Raw genomic sequence first — 21457 nt, forward strand, 5'->3', positions numbered from 1 at the left:
TAACATGATACTAGTTTCTGCATCTCAAATTTTATCTAAAACCTTATATAAAATAGGTTTGCTTGGTGTTGCGTCATTTTCAAAAGGTGCAATTTGCAAATTCAAGAAATACTCGCCATCGCTTACCGTATTAGGCACAAAAATAAATTCTGTAATCGTACAATCTTTACGCAGTTTTCCGTTGAAATTCCAAAATGCTTTGTGTGCTCTTAATTCACCTCCATCTTCTTCCCTATCTACACTTGGCAAATCTATTAGTAAATGTTTTATACCTTTTTTTACTAAGAAGGCAACGGCGTCTTCTTTAAGGTAGGTCCAATTTGTATGCGAATAATGTTGTGATAATTTTTCGTTGGTATTTGGAATCGTACGAATTACTATCGCATCTCTTTTTTTATTACCCAAAGCAAACTGTAATTGGGATTTTGATATAATGGTATCTTCTCCAAGTTCTTCGGGTGCTACAGTGATGACTTCTGCTAAAAAGAAAAATTGTTTTAAGTTTTGATTTATTGAATGTACTTTTTTTGTGATATGACCCACGCACTCTGTATGCGTGCCATGTGCATGCGGATTAAACTGAATTGTATTAAAATTTACAGCAGCACCTTCTTCGACACTTATAATGTCATCATCAAATTTTACGGCTTCCACAGTTGGCTCATCAATATACCACGCATTAACATTAGATTTTGAAGCACGCATTGGAATTGAAATATCTAAAGGTTGAGATAAATCTACTTGAAGTTTTCTAGAATTGTATTGAATGGTTGCAATCACGATACATTAATTTTAAACAAGTCTGAAGCTATTCCATCACTTAAAAATTTACCTTTTTTTGTAACCAATAACTTTTCATCATCAATATACAATAATTGTTGATTTATAAAAGGCTGTGATTGTAGTAAAAGATAGTCTCTAAAATTTTCGCCAAAGTTTTCGGCTACTTTATTCAACGAAACACCCCAAATGGTTCGTAAACCAGTCATAACATATTCATTGTATTTATCGGTTACACTAAGTGTTTCGGTTTCCATTGGTAATAAGCCTTTCTCAATAGATTTAACATACTTCGTGTTATTTGACACATTCCAGCTACGATTATCTCCATCAAACGAATGTGCCGAAGGCCCAATACCTATATAGGCTTTTCCTTGCCAGTACGCCGAATTATTTTTACTGAAATAATCGAGTTTTCCAAAGTTAGAGAGTTCATAATGTTGAAAATCATGAGCTTCTAATCTCTCAATTAATAGGTGAAATTGCTCTTGGGCTTGATCGTCATTTACATTTTTAATAAGACCTTTTTTTATCAAACTCTCTAAAGCTGTTCTAGGTTCTACTGTTAGTGCATAACTCGAAATATGCGGGACACCATAACTTAAAGCAATATCAATATTTTCTTTCCAGCGTTCATTACTTAAACCTGGAATTCCGTAGATAAGGTCAATAGAGACATTATCAAAATAACGTACAGTTTCTTCTATACATTGTCTAGCTTCTTTGGCATTGTGAGCACGATTCATGAGTTTTAAATCGTCCTCAAAAAAAGATTGTATACCAATACTTAATCTGTTTATAGGACTTTTAGACAATTTCAAAACCTGTTGCTCTGATAAATCATCTGGATTAGCCTCTAAGGTGATCTCTGGTGTTTTAGATACTTTATAATATTTATATACTGTATTTATAAGGCTTTGTAATTCTTCTATTGTTAGTAGTGATGGTGTTCCTCCTCCGAAATAAATGGTTTCTACTGTTGTTCCTTTAAACTCTCCTTTTCTTAACTCTAGTTCTTTTTCTAAAGCATTGATAAGGTTATCTTTCTTTTTCAACGAAGTCGAAAAATGAAAATCACAATAATGGCAGGCTTGTTTACAAAATGGGATATGAATGTAAATGCCGCTCATTAGTTTTTTCTTTTTTGTGTTTTGACATACTTCTGATTGTCTTCGCGAATAACGCGTAACGCTGGATTCACAGTCTTTATAGCTTCAATATTTTCGTTTGATATCACTTGATGATCAACAAGCAAATGTGTTAAGGATTCCATTTTACCAACTTCAGATGGAATAATTTTAAAACTGCTATTATGAACCCAAAGGTTATACACATTATTTAAGCCTAGAACTTCTTTTGGGAATTCATCAAATCGATTGTAAGCCAAACTTAAGAACCCAAGATTCTCTAAATTAGAGAATTCTTTAGGTAGCTTTCTAATGTCATTAGAACCTAAACCCAAATGTTCTAAATCTGATAGTTTCCCAATTGATTCTGGAATAGATTCAATCTTGTTATGCCCTAGATTAATATGCTTTAGATTAATTAAATTACCTATTTGTTCTGGGATGGTTTTAATTTTACTTGCATTAGCAACGATGCTAACTAACTCACTGCAATTTGACAGTTCATCCCTTAGTCTAGTCATACCACTTCCGGAGACATTTAAGAACTGTAAACACCTTAAGTTTTCAATAGATTTTGGTAAATCTTTTAAATAACTATTACTTCTTACACTTAAATATTTAAGTTTAGTGAGTGCCCCAATATTCTCATTGAGCTCTCTTAATCCATTGGTGCCAATATCAAGCATTTCAACATTTTGAAGCAGTTTAATATTGTCTGGTAATTTTCTTAAATTACATCTATATGCGATTAGAATTCTTAGGTTTGGGAGTTTACTTAAATCTTCAAAAAGTTGTTCCTTATCTTTAAATCTAGTTCCAGAAATATTTAAATACTGAAGGTTGATAAACTGAGTAAGCGTCTTAGGTAATTCTGAAAAATCTGAATAACTTAAATTTAAAGCATAGACCTCTTCTTTCTGGTCTAACAATGCATTTAAATCTTCTGTTTTTTCAAGTCGGGCAAAACGATTTAAAAGTCCTGACCTAAAGTAGCTCTCCCCTTCAAAAATATCGAACGAAGCGCAGTAGTTATTCAAAACCTCCTCGAGCTGCTCTAATGACATCTGTGTTAATTCAAATTGAGCGAGTTCTTCAAAGACTAATTTATCTTCTTCAATAAGCCGCATTAAATCGTGATCTGCTTTCAGCCCTCTATCTTCCAAAAAAGCAACATCCCAAAGTGCACTTTCTTTGTTTCCTCCAAAATATTTTGAAAAAACCCAATAATAATAAGTGTTTTTAAGATCTTCTATACCTCCTGGAAGTCGTAATCGTTCTTCATAAGTTTTCTCGGCAACATCAAATTTCTTCGCAGCAAAAGCACAATTACCTTTCCATGCCAATAAAAAGGCTGTCTTGCCTTTAAGTTTTATAATCTTATCAATGTCTTCTAGAGCTTTATCATACTCCCCCAATACAGAATAGGCTTGAAATCTAACATATAAGCCTTGATAAGAGTTGGGGTCAAAAGACAAATACGTTGTTAAATCTTCGGCAACACCTTTTGGATCTGGTATCTCTAAGTTAGACTTAGCCAGTGCTCTTGTATAATACGTATTTTTATCATTAGGTTCGCGTTCAATAATTTCGTCAAGTAACTCGATAACCGCTTTCCAATTTTTAGCTTCTAACGCCTTATCATAACGCTCTTTTAGTTCTTCATCACTTAAGCTCGAAGAACATCCTATAACTATAAAAGTCAAAAAAAAGACTGCAATACATTTAAGTGTGCGCGCTAAATGCTTAGATTTTAAATTCATTTTACTTCTTAACTCTATCTTCATTTTGTTTCACGAAACTTGCCCAACCAGAATAACTTTTACCTATCTGAACACGACCTTGATTATAAAAATGACAAACAGCAGCTGCCAAACCATCAGTTGCATCTAAATTTTTAGGCAAAGTTTTGAGGTCTAATAGACTTTGAAGCATTTTGGCTACTTGCTCTTTACTAGCATTACCATTGCCTGTAATAGCCATTTTTATTTTTTTTGGTGAATACTCTGTAATTGGGACTTCTCGAGATAAACCAGCTGCCATAGCTACTCCTTGTGCGCGACCAAGTTTGAGCATACTCTGTACATTTTTACCAAAAAATGGTGCTTCAATAGCGATTTCATCTGGATGATGCGTATCAATTAATTCTATTGTGCGCTCAAAAATAAGTTTGAGTTTGAGGTAGTGATCACTATACTTTTTTAAGTCTAACTCATTGAGTTGAAGAAAAGACATCTTTTTGCCTACCACTTTTATGAGTCCGAAACCCATAATTGTAGTTCCTGGATCAATCCCTAATATGATTTTTTCGTTGTTCATTAATCGCAATATTGGCATCCACTAATTGAAAATGTCATTCCAAAAGTAACCGTAAAAAGATTACCATTAAATGATCCAAAGCCATCGGTTACTGGGTCAAAGTCTTTTCCGAAGCCTAAGATATAAGACGTGTCAGCATAAAGCGACATGCGCTTTGTTAATCCATAATGAAATTCTAAACCAGCCATAACATTAAAAAATGAGGTTTTATTTCCTCCAAAATTCCCTAGGGGTTTTACAAATGAATAGCCAGGTCCTGCATGGGCAACAAGCCCCATCCTTTGGGGTAAAAACGACATTGACTCTGTAGGATCATACACAGCCTGTACATTTAATCTTGTATAATTAGTTTTGAATTCAATAGAATTATCATCATTAGAAAACCGATTAAATCCAAAATCTAACTTAGCTCCTAATTGTGGTTTAAACATACGTTGAATCCCTAAATTTACGGTTGGAAAATTTACCGATTTTGCCTGAAAACCATCTACAAAACCAGATTGGGATGGGCTATTTAAACCTATAGCAATTTGTGCTTTCCATTTATTAGTATCCCTTTGAGCATTTAGGTTTGCACACCACATAAGGATCACAATAAAAATACTTAACTTTTGAAGTCTATAATTTGAGGTCATATTAATATATTGGTTATTTTCGGACATGCATTTTAGCAGCCTTCCTTACAAAACTAAACAATTCTTTTTTGTACTTATTAAATTAAGTATTGTAGTTGGTGCTTTTTATTTTATCTATCAGAAATTACTCAAGAATGAAGATTTAGATTTTTATCAATTTTTAGAGGTTTTATCTAAAAACGATGCTTTTTCGCCAAAAAACGTCACTTTTTTGTTGTTTTTGACGTTTTTAAATTGGTTTTTTGAAATTCTTAAATGGAAAACCTTAGTCGCCTATATTAGAAAAATATCATTTAAAAATGCCTTAGAACAAAGTTTAGGCGCTTTAACAGCTTCGCTATTCACTCCAAACCGTATCGGAGAATATGGCGCTAAAGCCATTTACTTTAAGAGTTCAAAACGTAAACAGGTGATGCTTCTCAATTTAATAAGTAATATGATGCAAATGTCGGTTACTGTAATCTTAGGTTTAATTGGGTTAGGGTTTATGCGTATAGTATACGATCTAAATATTAATTATTTTAAAGCCTCAAGATTTCTCGTACTCGTTCTACTTATAGGTTTGTTTGCATTGATTGGACTAAAACAAAACAAATATAAAATCAAAGGTTTTGCCATTGATCGGCTCAAGACATTCCTCAAAAAACTGCCAAAGCGCATTCACTTTATTGCCTTTGGGCTTTCATTTTTAAGGTACGCTGTTTTTTCGTTTCAGTTTTACTTTTTACTGCTACTATTTGGAATAGAATTGAGTTATTATAATGCGATGATTGTCATTACCAGTATGTACTTACTATCATCTGTCATTCCATCAATTTTTATTTTTGATGTCATTATAAAAGGTAGCGTCGCCGTATATTTGTTTTCCATTATTGGCGTAAACGAATTCACATCACTTAGTGTAGTTACGATTATGTGGTTACTAAATTTTGTACTCCCAAGTGTATTTGGAAGTTACTATGTGCTTAATTTTAACTTCCCAAAAGACGACGACTCATGATAATCATTATCTTTTCAATTACAGTCCTTTACCTTTTATTAATTGGGAGTTTTATCTACGGCTTTGACAAGGTTAACGATTTCAAGTTAGAAGAATCTCAACCTCAAACTAAGTTTTCAGTTATCATTCCTTTTAGAAATGAAGCGAAGAATTTACAAGCGTTAATCCAATCAATATCGCATTTAAATTACCCTAAATCTATGTTTGAAATCCTATTAATAAATGACGATTCAACAGATGATTCGGTAGAAAGGATTAAGCAAGAACTTACGCTTAACACCTCCTTAGATACTGCTATACTAATTAATGAGAGACTTACAAAAGCACCTAAAAAGGACGCCATCTCTAAAGGGATACTTCATGCCAAATATGACTGGATAGTGACGACAGATGCCGATTGCCAATTACCAACATACTGGTTAGATTGCTATGATCATTTTATTAAAAATACAAGCTCAAAAGTACTAGCAGCACCAGTGACGTTTAAAAAAGCAACCTCCTTTTTAGAACGTTTTCAGCTTTTAGATATGATGAGTTTACAAGGAGCCACGATTGGTGGCTTTGGTATCAAAAAACCATTTCTTTGCAATGGCGCTAATTTCGCTTACAGAAAGAGTTTTTTTAACGAAGTTAAAGGGTTTGAAGGCAACACTAACATTGCTAGTGGTGATGATATATTCTTACTAGAAAAAGCGTTCAAACACGACAAAAACAACATTCGTTATATTAAAAGCAATCAAATTACAGTAACTACAACTCCTCAGTCATCGTTTAAATCTCTAAAGTCTCAGCGTGTACGTTGGGCAGCAAAAACATCTCGTTATAAAAATGCATTTGGTAAACTAACTGGGTTTTTAGTATTAGTTATGAATGCACTTTTAGTATGCCTCCCGCTATTATTCTTCGTGGAAATCGTAAGTTTAAAAACCTTAGTTTATACGATTGCTATTAAGTTAATGATTGATTTTCTATTACTGTTTAAAACAGCACGTTTTTTAGAACAAGAACAGTATTTAGTTTCTTATTTTCTTTCAAGTATTTTGTATCCATTCTTTAGTGTTTATGTTGCATTTCTTTCTGTATTTAAAGGTTATAAATGGAAAGATAGAGCTTATACTAAATAGTGATACTATCATTTATTTTTGTTAGATTTACCTAAATCGTAACCCATAATCGAAATGAAAAAATTTGTTTGTTTAGTATGTCTCTTGTTTAGCTTCTCTTTTGCCGAAGCGCAAGAAACCTTTATCGTTAATGATGAACAATTAGTATTAAAAAACGAAGTTGATGGTAAACTTGATTTACTCTGGAATATTATAGATGGTAAATACCGTTATTTTGTTAGAACCGAAGGCAATAAAATTATTGAGCTAAAAAACACGAAAAAAGACGGCAAATTTCAGCAAGAATACAAAGCGCTTCTTAATGAATTAACCGACGCTTCCATGGATACGAAGCGTTTAAATTTAACGCTTTTTAGTCTTAAAGAATTCATAGACAAGTATAACGGTTCTGTAGATTCTTCCTATCAATCTACAGTAGTACGGAACAAATTGCTTTTTCGGTTAGGTCTCTTTGGAGGTATAACCAACAGCCCTTTTGTGACTAATCCAGATAATTTGACCACACCTTTTTTTGGAGGTGAATTAGAAGTATTAGATGTAAATCAAATTTCTAGGCATGCGGTTTTTTTACAATTAAAACATGTTTTAGAGCAAGATGAATTACAATATTCTACCACAGAATTAGCGTTAGGTTATCGTTTTAGATTTATTAATAAGGCAAAGTTTAGCCTCTATGGAAATGTGAAATTTGCGACTTTAAACTTCTCAAAAGCTGTTGTTGTTACAGACAATAATGGCACAATAACTACCGAAGAGTTTAATGAAACCGCCTTTGACGTGCCATTTATTTTTGGTGTAGGAGCAGATATTAGAATTACTGAAAACAGTTTTATTACCCTCGCATACAACGAGTTATTTGCCATACTTTTAGATAATCAAGGTAATTTTTCTCAAGACTTTTCAATCGGTTATAAGTTCAATCTCTAATGCGATTATCAAATTACAAAACGAACAACCCCGTATTTTCAGGATTTTTTTGGGATGACCAAAAGAAGTCTACAAAAAAAATGACGGTTTTGGGTATTTTCTTTAAATCACTGTTTTGTATTCTTGTAATTGCAGGTATCACCGCTTATATCTGGAAACTCAATGAACAAGGAATGTCTGTAAAGTGGTTTACCTTGGGTGGAATGTTAGGTGCCATAGTTATAAGTATAATGATTTCAGTTAGACGCCATTGGGCACCATCTTTAGTGCCTTTATATACAATTGCTAAAGGGTTCTTTTTGGGCGGTTTTTCAGCATTTGCTCACAAAAACTTTCCAGAATTACCATATCAAGCTATTGGCGTTACAATCATCACTTTTTTTGTTATGCTCTTACTTTATCAGACTCGAATTATTGTGGTCACAAAAAAACTGCGTAGTGTTATTATTACGTCGGTAGTGAGTATAATGGTTGTCTATTTAATATCATGGATTTTGAGCTTTTTTAAAATTGAAACTTATCTTTGGGGAACATCTTGGTTTGCCATAGTATTTAACTGCATTGCGGCTATTGTGGCATCGTTTTCATTATTGCTCGATTTTGATTACATAGAGCGCTATAAAAATCGTGCTCCTAAATGGAAAGAATGGCTGGCCACATGGGGACTTCTGGCGACGCTCATTTGGCTTTATGTAGAGACTTTACGTCTCATGCAAAAGCTAGCGATACGTTTTTAACTTCAAGAAATTCTATTCAAGTTTAATGATTACAGGTAAAACAAATTGTGTTTTTACTTGTTGACTTCGTTTTATGGCTGGATAAATTTTAGGCAGTGTACTCAAGCTGTGTCTTAGTAGACTATCTAATTGCGGAATCTCATTCTTTGTAGTGGGAGCACTTACAATATCGTTAATCATAAGTTTACCCTCGTTATCAATAGTGATTTGAAGTTGAACTGTATCTGTAATTTCTTCTGAAACAATAATATGTGCTTTAGCCAAATTCTGGTTAAGAATACGTCGTAATGTATTTTCAAAACAGGCTTTTTTATTCGCTTTTCCAGACAACGCTTGGCAAGAATCAAACGATGGATACTCGTCAACATCTTTCCAGTTGAATGTTTGCCATTCTTCCTCAAGAATATCTTCAGTATATACCTTCTTCTTGTCGAAATAATCACAAGATATTAAGGTAATAATAGCCAAAAAATAAAATAAACGTTTCATGGTATAAACTGAAACGGAAAAGTACAATTTTTTTGGATATAATATAATTTACTCCTTTTCCTTTAAAAATTTCTCCTCTTTAAGCTGTGAGATACGTTGTGAAGCATACTTTGCGTAAAAGCTATCACTATACTTCTCTTTAAAGTCTTTATACAATTTGATTTTAGCATCGATGTCTTCATAATAAGCATCTTTGGTAGTGATTATAAAGAATTCTGTCCTAACATTCTGAGGGTTTTCTTTAAGTGATTTTTGAAATGCCTCAAGTGCTTCTTTACGTTTGTTTTGCCAATTGTAAACCGTACCCAATTTTTGGTATTCTTGGTCGAGCGGAACATCCATTAAAGACAAGGCCTGTTTGATATACTTTTCGGCCTTCTCAAAATCTCGTAAACGCTCATAATAGGTGCCAATAACAAATATAGCAGTAGAATTATACGGATTGTATTTTAGTGCCTTGTTACGTTGTTCAATGGCCAATTCGTAATCTGAATTTTGAGCATGACATAAGCTCAATTTTTCATGTATAAATTCTGAAGACTCTCCTAAATCTATTAGTTTCTGAAAGTTATCGCGCGCCTTGGTATAGTATTCTTGCAAATAAAAACTTTGAGCCTTTAAACTAATGAGTTCTACATTGTTGGAGTAAGTCTCTAGACCTTTATCAATATATTTTTCGGCAAGTGTATGTCGGCGTTTTTTAAGATAATGTCTCGCTATTTTATAAATCGACTTTTGGTGTGTTTGATCCAAATCATAGGCAGATCTAAACCTATTAATTGCTGTAGAATCTTTCATTTTCTCTAAAGCGAGGCCCATTTCATAATGATAATTAGGATTGCGATAATCGATATTCATTAATCGATTAAACATTTCAATTGACAATTCAAATTTTTTCGTTTTTGATAACAACTTTGCATACTCATAAAGAGTTAGCGCTTTTTTAGGATAAGCATCAACACTTAATTTATAATGTTCTAGTGCTAGGTCATAGTTACCAATAGCGACATAGGATTTGGCTATTTTGTCATAAACTTCATTAGGGTTGTTATAGGTTTTATAGGCAGCAATAGCTTTGGTATAATTACCATTTACATATAAGCTATCGGCCAGATTTAAAACCGAAGACTGAGCCTCGGTTTTATTTACATTAATGACTATAAAAAATAGAATAAATAGTATACGCATTAATTTTTCTTGTCTTTATTAGTTTTTGGAGCTATTTGAAAAATAATTGGTAAACTATAAGGTACGATCACTGGTTTCCCTTTATGTTTACCTGGAGTAAATCGCGGCAAACTCTTGAGTACTCTTATCGTCTCTTTTTCTAAATCTGGATGGCTCGCTCGAGCCACTACATTGGTTACATAACCCAATTCATCTATTCTAAACATCGCTATAATCTGTTGTCTACCTTTAAGTCCTAAATTTGTTGCCAAATCCATATTGAAATTTCTACTTACATAAGAAGATACTTCTCTACTAACACATTTTTTTCTCGCTTCATTGTCTGAAAGGCCAACACAAGAATCATACATTGGCACCTCATCAACAACTCCAAAAGGGACCTCTTTTAATTCTTGCTCATTAACAGCTTCTTCTAGCGCTTCTTTTAACGGTACCTCTTGATTGTCTGTAGTTGTTTCTTCTTTTGGATCTGCGTTTACTTGAAAAATAATTGGTAAACTATATGGCACGATAACAGCTTTCCCTTTATGTTTTCCTGCTATAAATTGAGGCAATTCATTTATCACTCGTATAGCTTCTTCTTCTAATTTAGGATGTGGCGCTCTTGCCCTAACACCTGTTACAAAACCTTCTTTATTTATTTTAAAGATGACATTAATGCGCTGCCTTCCAACTAAACCGAGCTCTTTGGCTAAATCTGTATTGAACTTTTTATTAACATGTTTGGCTACATTTTCACTCATGCATTTTTTTCGTTCTTCTTGACTCTCAAAAGAATCACAGAATGAAAACGTTGGTGCTTGGTCAATAATGGCAAAAGGTACTTCGATATTTGAATCTTTTTCTTCTGCTGAAAGATCTTCCTTAACTTCAATCGACATGTCTGCTACTGCACCTTCATTGACCTGCATTTTTGTTTTACCATCTACCGAAACGATGAGTAAGCCTTTAAAAAAATCATCCTGTTGGATCAATTTGAGTTTTTCTTCATATTTCTGCTGTTCTTCATCTGTCATACTACCAACCTTATCAACAACAAGTCTTAGAATACCATCTTTAATAATACCTTCCCATTCTAATTTGGCTTCGTTCGTTTTTTTATACTCTAAATATTGCTTATAAGTTATTGGGGATGCTGTGTTTTGAAATGGAGTTCTAGTTATTTTTCCGTTACTTTGACTATTACCGAGGTCTTTAAGATAGGTTACAAAAGCCTTATTTTTCATAAACTGATCTCTAGCTGCAATATAATTTTCTCTATTAAGAATATACCTACCGAAATCCTCACCTTTTACTCCTGTAACTTCATACAATTTCACTATTTCGTCATAATATTTATTAAATAAATCTTCATCTGATAATTCTTGATTTAATTCAGTAGTATTGGCATCTTGCACTAAATCTTGTTGTTCTTGGGCATAAGATGATGTATAAATTAACATTGTAAACACCAATGGAATTAACAGTGCGTACTTAATAATATTGATACGTTTAGATTTTGATTTACTTAACATCAGGATTCGTTTTTTTATTAATGAGTGCTTAAAAAATGGGTTGACAAATGAAAACTGCTGGGTCTCAAAAACCTGAGATAACAAGCTATCATAATAATCTGATTTATTATGCTGTTTAACAGCATTGGCATCTGCAATATATTCATGCAGCGTGGCAATTCTATTTTGATACATATAAACCAGCGGATTGAACCAAAATATGATGCGAAATATTTCAAAAAACATCAAATCTAGCGTATGTCTTTGTTTTACATGTACAATTTCATGTTCTAGAATGCTAGTTCTTTCTTGAGGATTTAATTTTTCACCTAGAAATATGTAATGAAAAAAAGAAAATGCTCTAGTGCTATTAAGTAAATTGACTATGAGTAAATTTCCGTTCCATCGTTTTGGATACTTATGAGCTAACCATAATAACTTAGACAACTTAATGAGTAATATCAAGGTAGCTAAACCCATTCCTGCAACTAAAATGATCGTCCATATTGACATGGACTCTTGTTCTAAATTAATGCCTGCTTGCATGGCTATTTGAGGATCTAGAGTACTTACTTTTTTCGTAACATCTCCTATTATAATTTCAGGTAAATGAATTACAAAATCATCAGAAACGACGGTTTTTATTTGGTCTATTTTTATAAATGGGATCACTACAGAGAGTAAAGCTGTACCTAATAAATATGCCCTATTCAAATTAAAAAATGTTTCTTTCCTAAGAAAAATATCATAAATGATTAAAAACAACAATTGGAAGGATACGACCTGTAAAATATAATGTAACATCTTATTGCTTTGTTTTATTAATATCCTTTAATATGGCTTCCATATCTTTTAAATCAACGTCATTTTTCTTAACAAAAAAAGACACCATACTTTTAAAAGAACCCTGAAAATAATTATCTACAAGGGTATTAATAGATTGATTACTATAATCTTGTTTTTTAACTATAGGAAAGTACAAGTGTCCTTTACCTTGTTTCTCATAATCTACAAACCCTTTGTTTTCTAAAATTCTAATAATAGTAGAAACTGTATTATATGCTGGTTTGGGTGTGGGAAGCTCATTAATAACGTCTTTGACATTGGCTTTTTCTAGTTGCCATAAGATCTGCATAATCTCTTCTTCGGCCTTTGTGAGTTGTTTCATTTTATCCCTTTTATTTTTATTGTTTTATAGTATTGTTGGAACCTAACCAAAGCATCAGGTTTCGTATAAAATCTATATTATTTGGTGCATTTTTAGAATTAAATCCTACTTTGAATGTTCCAGAGGCGTTTGTAATTGTTTGAGCGGTAAACTGTGCTGCTTCACCAAATACAGCCAATTTACCCTTCCCAAAATCCATTATGGCTCCTTGGTAATTATCTTCTAGGTCTTTAGTTTTTGTATCGTCATTAAATTGCCAAGCAATTTCAGGTTGTAAGCAAGTGTCGCCCTTTTTAAATTTTAAAATACCAATAGCTTTTGAAGGTATTTGAAAAGAAGAACCTGTAAATGTTGTTATACTATCCAACGATTTTCCATAAGTTCCATCGGTTAGTTTAGATGCAATTAATCTTTGGTTGTTTTTAGAAAAAACATCAGGCTGATTTCGAGGTTTCGACAATCGGGCAAATCCATCACAAAAATCAAATCCAAAAGCATTCGCCAACGTATTAGATGCTCCAGAAAAAGGCATATGATCTGCTATAAGTAATAAACGCCCACCATTAGATACCCATTGTTTGATCTGTTCTATCTCTTTTGTTTTAAAGGCATCATAAATAGGTTGTTGCCAATTACCAATGTTTCTAGGTTCTATGGCATTAGAAATTACTAGAATATCTTGTGTTTTAAGGTCGTCATAATTTATTAATGCTTTTACTTGATAGCCATCGCGTTTCAATAAATCACTAAATGGTTTAAAACGCCCATTTTTCGTATGAAAATTATTGTGCATTTCATCGATATGAACGGTGGGGCCTTCATTTATTTTATAATAAGGACGTTCTAGTTTAGGTACCATAGTAGTATCTGCACTCTGTTGAGACACGCATACAAACGAGGTGCACAAAGTACAAACTAGAATTAGTCTTTTTAAGTTAAGTGAAAGCATAAACCACATGTTTAACGAATCAAATATAACTAAAAGATTAGTTTAAACTATGGTTTTAGTTTAAAAAATTATCAAATGAGCTTAGAGGCATTAAATTTCGGGTAAAACGATGTGCCTCATACATGTATTGAATATCAGTTATCGACTTGAAATGTTAGTGGAAAAGCATAAGGTACTCGTACAGCCCTACCACGCTGCTTACCTGGTTCCATTTTTGGTAACAATCTCAGAACGCGCTTCGCCTCTTTATCAAGCCTGGTATCTGGTCCTCTGGCCTGAATGTTCGTAATATTTCCTTTTTCATCGACGATAAACATCATGGAAATTCTATACTTTCCAGCTTGTAGTCCAAGTTCATTTGCCAAATCCAAGTTAAATTTTTTCTTAATGAACCTATTGATTTTATCAGACATGCATTGTCTTTTCTTTTCATTGGTTTTTTTCTTTTCACAACCAGGAAAAACTGGTACGTTTTCAATAATGTGAAAAGGTACCTCAATATCCTCCTCTACCTCCTCTACCTCAACTTCTTCCACCTCAACGATTTCTTCTTCCTGATCTGTTTCAGTAGATTCTATAACGGTCTCTTCTATTTCCTTTTCATCTTCAACGATTTCAATCTCCTCAGGCACTACAGGTGGCGGTGGCGGCGGAGGTGGTGGAATAACATCTTGATTTGTGATTGGAATCTCTTCATCATCCAAAGCCTCTAAATCCAATCGTCCAATATCTATGACCTCCTTATCGTAAGTTTTAAAATTAAGTGTCATATATGTCAAACTCATTACTAACAATAGACCTACGGAAAAATAAAGAGAACTGTTTCTACCTATTTCTGCTTTCGAATTTTTTTTTGGTTCCATAATTTTAATCGTTTTGGATTGCTAATATAACTAAAAGTTTAGTTTAAACTAAACTTTTAGTTACAAAATGTAACATTTCACAATTTTGTACGTCTTACTAGTAGAATTTTAAACCTATTTAATGGATATATTTTTAGTTATTTTGGCTGCTTTTTTTATGATTTTAGGAATCATAGGCAGTTTTCTCCCTGTATTACCAGGGCCTTTAACCAGTTGGCTTGGTTTACTTATTTTTCATTTGGCAGATGTAGTACCAATGAATTGGACTTTTTTAATCATCACATTTATTTTTGCTCTGGGCATATGGGTCCTTGATTATATTATACCTGCCATGGGCACTAAACGTTTTGGTGGTACCAAAGCCGGAATGATTGGCACATCTGTAGGTTTAATTGTTGGACTACTCTCTCCTATTCCTGGAGGTATTATCCTAGGTCCTTTTTTTGGAGCTTTAATTGGCGAACTTTTAAATAAAGCTGAATTTGACAAAGCGTTAAAAGCAGCATTTGGTTCCTTTTTAGGATTTATTGCTTCCACTTTTATCAAGTTTGTGGTGGCTATGGTATTTCTAGGTTTCTTTATTGTGAAGTTTTTCGAATATAAAGACCTATTATTATAAAAGAAAAACCTAACGCCTGTTGAGAAGCGTTAGGTTTTAGTTCTTTGCTATTAATTCAACAAATTACTTAGAGGGATTAATTAATTTTGTTGACACTTCAAATATATTTAATGTAATTCACTTTTTGTTACGGAAAAACCGTAAACTTGGTGTGGAAAAACCGTAGTTTTCAAGTATAGATGCACTTTCAAGAGGGTCTCGAAACGTAAAAAAGTGTAATTTTAACAGTATTTTTTAGAGAAAACCTTTTTTTCTAGCCTCAATTATCAAAGATTCGTCTTTTCCGTCGTTAATAGAGAATAATATTTTAAGCTGTTTTTTTCGTTTTTCTATAGCGCTCATAGACAGATCAATATACTCTGTTAAGCTTCTTGTTTTAATTCCTTGAGATAGTAAATGAAGAATTTTACGGTTAATCTCATCCACATAAATCTCGTTGACTACAGATTTATTGAGGAAATTACTTACTGTACTACTGTAATATGGAGGGTCTGTTAAAATATGGTGAAACGCTTCGGCCAATTCACTGGATGTAAGATCACTTTTTATTAAAAAACCATCAGGGTTGATTTCTTTTACAATGCTATGTATTCTATACGATTCATTAAACATTGTTAGGATAATGACTTTAGCATCAGGCATAATATTGCGTGAAATTTTTGCCAAATCTTCTCCCGAAGTTATTTTTCCGTCTGAAGACGCTGGTAAACTAATGTCAAAAAAACACACATCATATGGTCGTTCATTAGCTGCTTTCTGCATAAGTAGGTTTGCAGCATCACATGTATTTGCAGTATCGATAACCAAGGTTTGATCATCTTTTTTAGTAGCCATCAATGTGTTTTGATACCCTTCAATAATGATTGGGTGATCATCCACCATTAATATGTGAATATGTTGCATTGTTTTAATTTTTGTAAGGAATAGTAATACTAACCTCGGTCCCTTCTTTTAAAATAGAGTTAAACTCGGCTTTCCCTTCGACCTCATTTACTCTAGAATTTATGTTTTTAAGGCCAATACCCTTTTTACTTTTATTGACATCAAAACCATCTCCATCATCTATAATGGATAAGCAAATTACATTATTTTTTAATTGAATACTAATTTTTACGCTATTTGCGTTGGCATGTTTATAAATATTTTGAAGTGATTCTTGTATGATCCTGTAAATGTTGATTTTAGTCTTATTAGGTACACTTTCCCAGTTGATATCATCTGTATAATCAAACGAGGAATCTAATTGATAAGCCACAGTTTGTTTTTCGATGAGTTCGGAGACAATATCCATAAATCCAGATCCCGATACGAAATCGGTATTTAAATCGTGAGAGACTTTTCTAATGTCGTTTTCAATAGTCATCAGCTCTTTAATATAGGTTGCTCTATTTTTTATGGCCTCTTGTCCTTCTGAAAAGTTTAAACTATCTAAACTGAGTCTGGTGCCAAACAATCGCCCTAAAATGCCATCGTGAAGTTCTTCGGAAATTCGTTTCTTTTCTCCAGCTCTAGCCTCATCAACTTTATCTTGCTGTGATAACATGAGGTTATAAATTTCTTCGTTGGCCTTTTGTTGGTCTTGTTCAAACCTTAACTCTTTGTTTCTAGCCCGTTGCGTTATGATGATGTACAATAAAAAGAAGGTCACTAGTAAGCCTCCAGAAATAGCGAGCAACCACATGAGTTGCTCAGACATTTTTTCATTGGCTATTTCTAATTGTTCTGTTTCTAACTCGATACGTGCAAATTTATTACGCACATTGCGTTCAACATTCAATAAACTATCACTAAGTCTAATATGTTCAGATAAATATTCCTTAACTTCTTTTCCTTCGCTTAAATCAGAAAGCAGAAGTAGCGACTCCAATACCAAATCATTGGAAGATAATTCTTTAGCGATTCTATAAGATATATTTGCATAGGATTTAGCAGATTCTAGTTCCCCAATATCCAGGTGAAATCTAGAATAATCTATAGCAACTCCAAGTTTTGTTAGTGGATCTTGTAGAGTATCACTAATATGATATGCTTTTTCAAAAAGACTTCCAACCTCTTTAATATCTCTATTTTCTTTGAGTGATTTAGCATAGGCTAAGTTACCTAATGTTAACGCATAAAATGAAGTGTCATCTATATCTAAACCATCTTCATCAATCACTTTTTGATATAATTCAATTGATTTATCTAAATCACCTTTTTTTCTATAGACAATTGCTTGATTATTCAACGAATACAGGTTGTTATAATAACCTTCCTTCATTTCTAGGCTTATATTCAAAGCTTTATCATGATATTCAAGGGCTTTATCGTAATTCTTCAGTTTAAGTGAAATAATGCCTATCAGATTATTTAAAATCCATAATTGATCTAAGATAAATTCACTTTTTGGTAATTCATTAAATAATTTTATTGCTTCTACTGCTCTTTCTTCACTTCCAATGTAATCTTTTTCTGTTTCTTGAAGGTCAGCAATATTTAAAAGTATTTCTGCCTTTTTTCTAATATTTTTTAACTGACCATAAAGTTTTAACGATTTTGAATAGTAAAAATAGGCGCTATCATTTTGCGCTTCATTATGATGATAAAGAGCCAAATTGTGATTAGCAACTACCAATGACAAGGAGTCATTAATTTCTTTGGCTAGTTTCAGATTTTGTAGATTCGTTTTATAATGAAGATTACTATTTCCAGTAAAAGCATACATGAAAGACAAATACCTATTTACCTTTAATATAAGAGAATCATTTTTGGTTTCTTCGGCAAGTTTTGACGCTTTAAGTGCAAATGCTAATCTTTTTTCAGGTGAAAATCTTTCATCAGATGATTGGTTATAAAGAAAAGTAATACTATCGTTTTTAACTTTATTTTGCCCAAACCCATTAAGCGATAAACAAAATAATAAGATTAAGATTATTAAGCGCATTAGGAAAAATAGTTATTAAAAATCTATTTCAAATTTAGAACAATTATTTTAAACTCATTACTAATTGCACTAAATAAGTATGGCCCTTATGTTATTCACATAAGGGCCATACCTTTTTAAGCATAACTAATATATTATGCCTGAGTAGTGATGTTTCTTTTCTTCTTAGACGTAGCTAATAAATCGTAATCAGATTTAGTTTCAATAGTATCTTTTTCAGAATCAATAATTGAATCACTGCTTTGTCCAGAGATTGTTAATACTAATACTGCAAGTAGTAGAAAAGTAATTTTCAGGGTTTTCATGTTTTTCGTTTTTAGGGATTATCTATTCAATTTTAATTTATGTTAATAATAAAACAGCATCAAAAAATGCCAATCGAGGGAAGAATGGATTATTAACTTTTAAGCATAAAAATGCCTATAAAAATTGAGGGAAATTTAAACGCGCAAATGCATTTAAACATGAAATGGATTAATAAAATACCTTGATAAGTGATTTTAGGGGCTTATGAAGGACTTCAAACATACCACTTTTTAGGAGATAAACAAAAAAATATCCGACTAAATGTATTTTAATATCGATGAAATACACTAATCGTAGTTTTTCATTGTTCATTAACTGTTAATAACTCGTTCCATTTCAGCATAAAATCTTAAAACAAAATGATATCACTTAACATAAGTTTAAACAAATTTGAATTATAGTTCTTTACATTTGAGATTACTGTTATCCTATAATACCAATCAAAATGAGGCGCTTTCTTATTGTTTTACTTGTAGCTTTTCTCAGCTCATGCCAGCAACCTGTAGATTTAGACTTCGAAAAAGAACAAATAAAAGCACAGCTTGATAAAGTAACTCAAGCCCATTATAAAGGGGATGCTAATTTATTTTATCAACCTAATGCAGAGCAATGGTATGATGTACGATCTGGACAAGTAAAAATCAGACATAAAGAAGATGCTATTCCCGGCACTCAAAATTATTTAGATCATATGGAATTTAAAGATATGATCATGCGTGACGAACCTATTATAGAAATTTCAGATGATGCCACTTTAGCAACATATACTAATTCGGGAGTGATAAGAGGGTTTTTGAATAAAGAACCCATTTTTTGGGTGGTGGCTTGGCAAAGCACTTTAAAAAAAATTAATAACGAGTGGAACATAATAAGCACCACCAATACCGAAGCTACAAAAACCATTAGCGCCAACGTTATTATAGATAATTCAAAAGACTATACAAAGGCAACTGATAGTTTACAGTCATTATATGCTATGGCTAATTGCATAGCTCCAGATCTCAGACCTTTTAAAACACTCATTTTATCGTCTCATAAAAAGAGTAAGATGGAACAGCAGTCTGGTAACAGCCATTATATCTTGAAACAAGGTGAATCTAACTCTTGGAGTTATAATGTAAATACCAAAACGCTCACAGATAGTCTTAGTGCTAGCACTAAAACTTTTGTACAAGGTCATGAGTTGCATTGGTTAAGTTTATTTCCGGAGGATCGTTATTCTAATCCGTCATTTGACGGGATTATTAAATTCAAAGATCAGGATGCTTTTAAAATTACCTTTACAAATCTCACTAATTCTCCCGTAAACTTCTATTATGCTTTTGAAAATTATCAACCTCTTGGCTTTGAGATTTTCCCAGGAGAAGGTCAGGACAAAGTTGTCATTTTATTTGAAGATTGGAATACCTTAGATGATCTCAATATGTTTAAAAAAGCCACCTTTACACAAGGTGATGAGATTTTTAGTTATGACTTTTCTGTAATTAAACTAAATAGTCTAGACGAAACAGATTTTGAGCGTAAAGCGCAAATGATTACTGAAGATTGAATGGTATTATCATAAAACAAAAAAGCATCCCGATTCCGATATATCGGAAAAGGAAAGCTTCTCATCGGTAAGAACTCAACAACATTGAGGTTCTCACAACTCTAGGATCTCTCCTAGAACAACACAACTAATCTTTATTGCAAAAAAAAGCCCTAATCTCTTAAGGCTCTTGCAATTTTAGCGGTCTGGACGGGACTCGAACCCGCGACCTTCGCCGTGACAGGGCGACATTCTAACCAACTGAACTACCAGACCGTTGCTTTATTGCGAGGGCAAATATACATTCGATTTTTAATATCACAAATATTTTAGGACAATTTTTTATCAAAAAATTAAATAAATTTTTGTCGCTCTACCATATAGGTCGTTAATATCTTATCAAAGGGTTTATTGATATCTGCTTCCACATATTTAATTTGATATTGACCACATTTTAAACGAATACTTTTAAAGTACTCATCAACAGCACTTTCATAACCTTCTTTTACCGTATCTGGATACAAATTGATGTACTCATTGGTTTCAACATCTATAAAGCGCTTCGGTGTATTGTCAAAATCGAATTTCAACTCCTTCTCTCTATCTATCACATGAAACAGAACCACTTCGTGCTTGTTATACTTTAAATGTCGCAAAGCTTCAAATAGTTTTACCTCGTCTGTCGAGGTTTGAAACATATCAGTAAAAAAGAAAATCAATGAGCGTCTGTGAATATTTTCAGCAATTTGATGTAAATAGGTATAGGTTTCGGTTTGCTTATTAAGCTGTTTTGAAACCACCATCTTACTTAATTGACTTAGCAACATCTGATGATGACGTTCACTTCCCTTTTCAGGAGCATAATAATCATAAGCATCACTATAGATACTTAAGCCAACTGCATCGCGCTGCTTCTTTAAAATATGCATTAAGGAGGCAGATGCCAAGGCCGAAAATCCAATCTTATTGAGATGGGCTATACTAAAATCTTTCATTTCAGGATAATGCATTGAGCTGCTATTATCTACAATGAGGTGGCAACGTAAGTTGGTTTCATCGTCGTAACGCTTCGTATAGAGCTTATCTGTTTTAGCATAGAGTTTCCAATCTATGTGTCTCGTGCTTTCGCCTTGATTATATATTTTATGTTCGGCGAACTCCGCAGAAAAGCCATGAAACGGACTCTTATGCATCCCAGCAATAAACCCTTCTACCACTTGCTTTGCGAGTAGTTCTAAGTTTTTAAAGCCTCCAGCTTTATTAAGTTCTGCCTGTAAATTCATCT

At 32.8% G+C, this 21457-nt stretch carries 21 protein-coding genes and 1 tRNA gene; 6 read left to right on the forward strand and 16 right to left on the reverse strand.

The genetic code is table 11. The features are described from left to right. Nucleotides 1-24: 24 nt before the first annotated feature. The 5 genes from Q0787_RS02475 to Q0787_RS02495 are packed head-to-tail and all read right to left on the reverse strand — an operon-like array spanning nt 25 to nt 4885. Nucleotides 25-780 carry a cyclase family protein gene (locus tag Q0787_RS02475; protein ID WP_298900635.1) on the reverse strand — a complete coding sequence of 252 codons (756 nt, stop codon included), beginning with the start codon at nt 778-780 and terminating at the stop codon, nt 25-27. Then, nucleotides 777-1910 (reverse strand): radical SAM family heme chaperone HemW, encoded by a 1134-nt coding sequence (gene hemW / locus Q0787_RS02480; protein ID WP_298900636.1) that lies wholly within the window; start codon nt 1908-1910, stop codon nt 777-779. Before hemW ends, Q0787_RS02475 begins: the two co-directional genes overlap by 4 nt. Next, nucleotides 1910-3691 (reverse strand): hypothetical protein, encoded by a 1782-nt coding sequence (locus Q0787_RS02485; protein ID WP_298900637.1) that lies wholly within the window; start codon nt 3689-3691, stop codon nt 1910-1912. Before Q0787_RS02485 ends, hemW begins: the two co-directional genes overlap by 1 nt. Beyond that, a complete protein-coding gene (gene ruvC, locus Q0787_RS02490) occupies nt 3669-4223 on the reverse strand; it encodes a crossover junction endodeoxyribonuclease RuvC (RefSeq protein WP_298900638.1) in 555 nt (184 codons plus the stop codon). The genes Q0787_RS02485 and ruvC overlap by 23 nt, the downstream gene beginning before the upstream one ends. Then, nucleotides 4223-4885, reverse strand: coding sequence for an outer membrane beta-barrel protein (locus tag Q0787_RS02495; protein ID WP_298900640.1), 663 nt, complete (start codon nt 4883-4885; stop codon nt 4223-4225). Before Q0787_RS02495 ends, ruvC begins: the two co-directional genes overlap by 1 nt. On the opposite strand from Q0787_RS02495, the gene Q0787_RS02500 reads away from it, so the two are divergent. From Q0787_RS02500 to Q0787_RS02515, 4 genes are read left to right on the forward strand one after another with little or no spacing between them, the layout of a single operon-like run. Then, complete coding sequence (locus Q0787_RS02500) at nt 4884-5858, forward strand: lysylphosphatidylglycerol synthase domain-containing protein (RefSeq protein ID WP_298900641.1); 975 nt, start codon at nt 4884-4886, stop codon at nt 5856-5858. The two genes, Q0787_RS02495 and Q0787_RS02500, sit on opposite strands and share 2 nt — an antisense overlap. Next, nucleotides 5855-6982: a glycosyltransferase gene (locus tag Q0787_RS02505; RefSeq protein ID WP_298900642.1), complete on the forward strand. Its 1128-nt coding sequence runs from the start codon at nt 5855-5857 to the stop codon at nt 6980-6982. The genes Q0787_RS02500 and Q0787_RS02505 overlap by 4 nt, the downstream gene beginning before the upstream one ends. Before the next feature lie 54 nt (nt 6983-7036). Then, entirely contained in the window at nt 7037-7909 is an 873-nt protein-coding gene (locus Q0787_RS02510; RefSeq protein WP_298900643.1) for a hypothetical protein, read from the forward strand. Then, nucleotides 7909-8646, forward strand: a complete 738-nt coding sequence (locus tag Q0787_RS02515; protein WP_298900644.1) for a Bax inhibitor-1/YccA family protein — start codon at nt 7909-7911, stop codon at nt 8644-8646. The genes Q0787_RS02510 and Q0787_RS02515 overlap by 1 nt, the downstream gene beginning before the upstream one ends. Nucleotides 8647-8658: 12 nt before the next feature. Here the strand turns inward: Q0787_RS02515 and Q0787_RS02520 are convergent, their stop codons facing one another. The 6 genes from Q0787_RS02520 to Q0787_RS02545 all read right to left on the reverse strand — a co-directional run bounded on the left by Q0787_RS02520 (nt 8659) and on the right by Q0787_RS02545 (nt 14796). Beyond that, nucleotides 8659-9135, reverse strand: coding sequence for a hypothetical protein (locus tag Q0787_RS02520; RefSeq protein ID WP_298900645.1), 477 nt, complete (start codon nt 9133-9135; stop codon nt 8659-8661). 48 nt (nt 9136-9183) lie between these two features. Next, nucleotides 9184-10323: a tetratricopeptide repeat protein gene (locus Q0787_RS02525; RefSeq protein WP_298900646.1), complete on the reverse strand. Its 1140-nt coding sequence runs from the start codon at nt 10321-10323 to the stop codon at nt 9184-9186. Next, on the reverse strand, nt 10323-12620 hold the full coding sequence (locus tag Q0787_RS02530; RefSeq protein ID WP_298900647.1) for a M56 family metallopeptidase: 2298 nt from the start codon (nt 12618-12620) through the stop codon (nt 10323-10325). The genes Q0787_RS02525 and Q0787_RS02530 overlap by 1 nt, the downstream gene beginning before the upstream one ends. 1 nt (nt 12621) lies before the next feature. After that, complete coding sequence (locus Q0787_RS02535; protein ID WP_298900649.1) at nt 12622-12984, reverse strand: BlaI/MecI/CopY family transcriptional regulator; 363 nt, start codon at nt 12982-12984, stop codon at nt 12622-12624. Nucleotides 12985-13000: 16 nt separating this feature from the next. Beyond that, a complete protein-coding gene (locus Q0787_RS02540) occupies nt 13001-13933 on the reverse strand; it encodes a DUF4350 domain-containing protein (RefSeq protein WP_298900650.1) in 933 nt (310 codons plus the stop codon). 134 nt (nt 13934-14067) lie between these two features. Next, nucleotides 14068-14796 carry an energy transducer TonB gene (locus Q0787_RS02545; protein ID WP_298900651.1) on the reverse strand — a complete coding sequence of 243 codons (729 nt, stop codon included), beginning with the start codon at nt 14794-14796 and terminating at the stop codon, nt 14068-14070. Nucleotides 14797-14917: 121 nt separating this feature from the next. On the opposite strand from Q0787_RS02545, the gene Q0787_RS02550 reads away from it, so the two are divergent. Continuing rightward, nucleotides 14918-15415 carry a DUF456 domain-containing protein gene (locus Q0787_RS02550; RefSeq protein WP_298900652.1) on the forward strand — a complete coding sequence of 166 codons (498 nt, stop codon included), beginning with the start codon at nt 14918-14920 and terminating at the stop codon, nt 15413-15415. Between the two features lie 234 nt (nt 15416-15649). On the opposite strand, the gene Q0787_RS02555 is transcribed toward Q0787_RS02550, so the two are convergent. The 3 genes from Q0787_RS02555 to Q0787_RS02565 all read right to left on the reverse strand — a co-directional run bounded on the left by Q0787_RS02555 (nt 15650) and on the right by Q0787_RS02565 (nt 18643). Next, nucleotides 15650-16318 (reverse strand): response regulator, encoded by a 669-nt coding sequence (locus tag Q0787_RS02555; RefSeq protein ID WP_298900653.1) that lies wholly within the window; start codon nt 16316-16318, stop codon nt 15650-15652. A 4-nt stretch (nt 16319-16322) separates the two neighbouring features. Next, nucleotides 16323-18338: a tetratricopeptide repeat protein gene (locus Q0787_RS02560; RefSeq protein ID WP_298900654.1), complete on the reverse strand. Its 2016-nt coding sequence runs from the start codon at nt 18336-18338 to the stop codon at nt 16323-16325. 134 nt (nt 18339-18472) lie between these two features. Next, complete coding sequence (locus tag Q0787_RS02565) at nt 18473-18643, reverse strand: hypothetical protein (RefSeq protein ID WP_298900655.1); 171 nt, start codon at nt 18641-18643, stop codon at nt 18473-18475. Between the two features lie 446 nt (nt 18644-19089). On the opposite strand from Q0787_RS02565, the gene Q0787_RS02570 reads away from it, so the two are divergent. Continuing rightward, nucleotides 19090-20193 carry a hypothetical protein gene (locus Q0787_RS02570; RefSeq protein ID WP_298900656.1) on the forward strand — a complete coding sequence of 368 codons (1104 nt, stop codon included), beginning with the start codon at nt 19090-19092 and terminating at the stop codon, nt 20191-20193. A 181-nt stretch (nt 20194-20374) separates the two neighbouring features. Here the strand turns inward: Q0787_RS02570 and Q0787_RS02575 are convergent. Both Q0787_RS02575 and Q0787_RS02580 read right to left on the reverse strand, forming a co-directional pair. Then, a tRNA-Asp gene (locus Q0787_RS02575) sits at nt 20375-20448 on the reverse strand. 77 nt (nt 20449-20525) lie between these two features. Next, nucleotides 20526-21455 (reverse strand): DUF58 domain-containing protein, encoded by a 930-nt coding sequence (locus Q0787_RS02580; protein WP_298900657.1) that lies wholly within the window; start codon nt 21453-21455, stop codon nt 20526-20528. Between the last annotated feature and the right edge of the window lie 2 nt (nt 21456-21457).

This window comes from uncultured Psychroserpens sp. (assembly GCF_947492715.1).
Taxonomy (GTDB): domain Bacteria; phylum Bacteroidota; class Bacteroidia; order Flavobacteriales; family Flavobacteriaceae; genus Psychroserpens.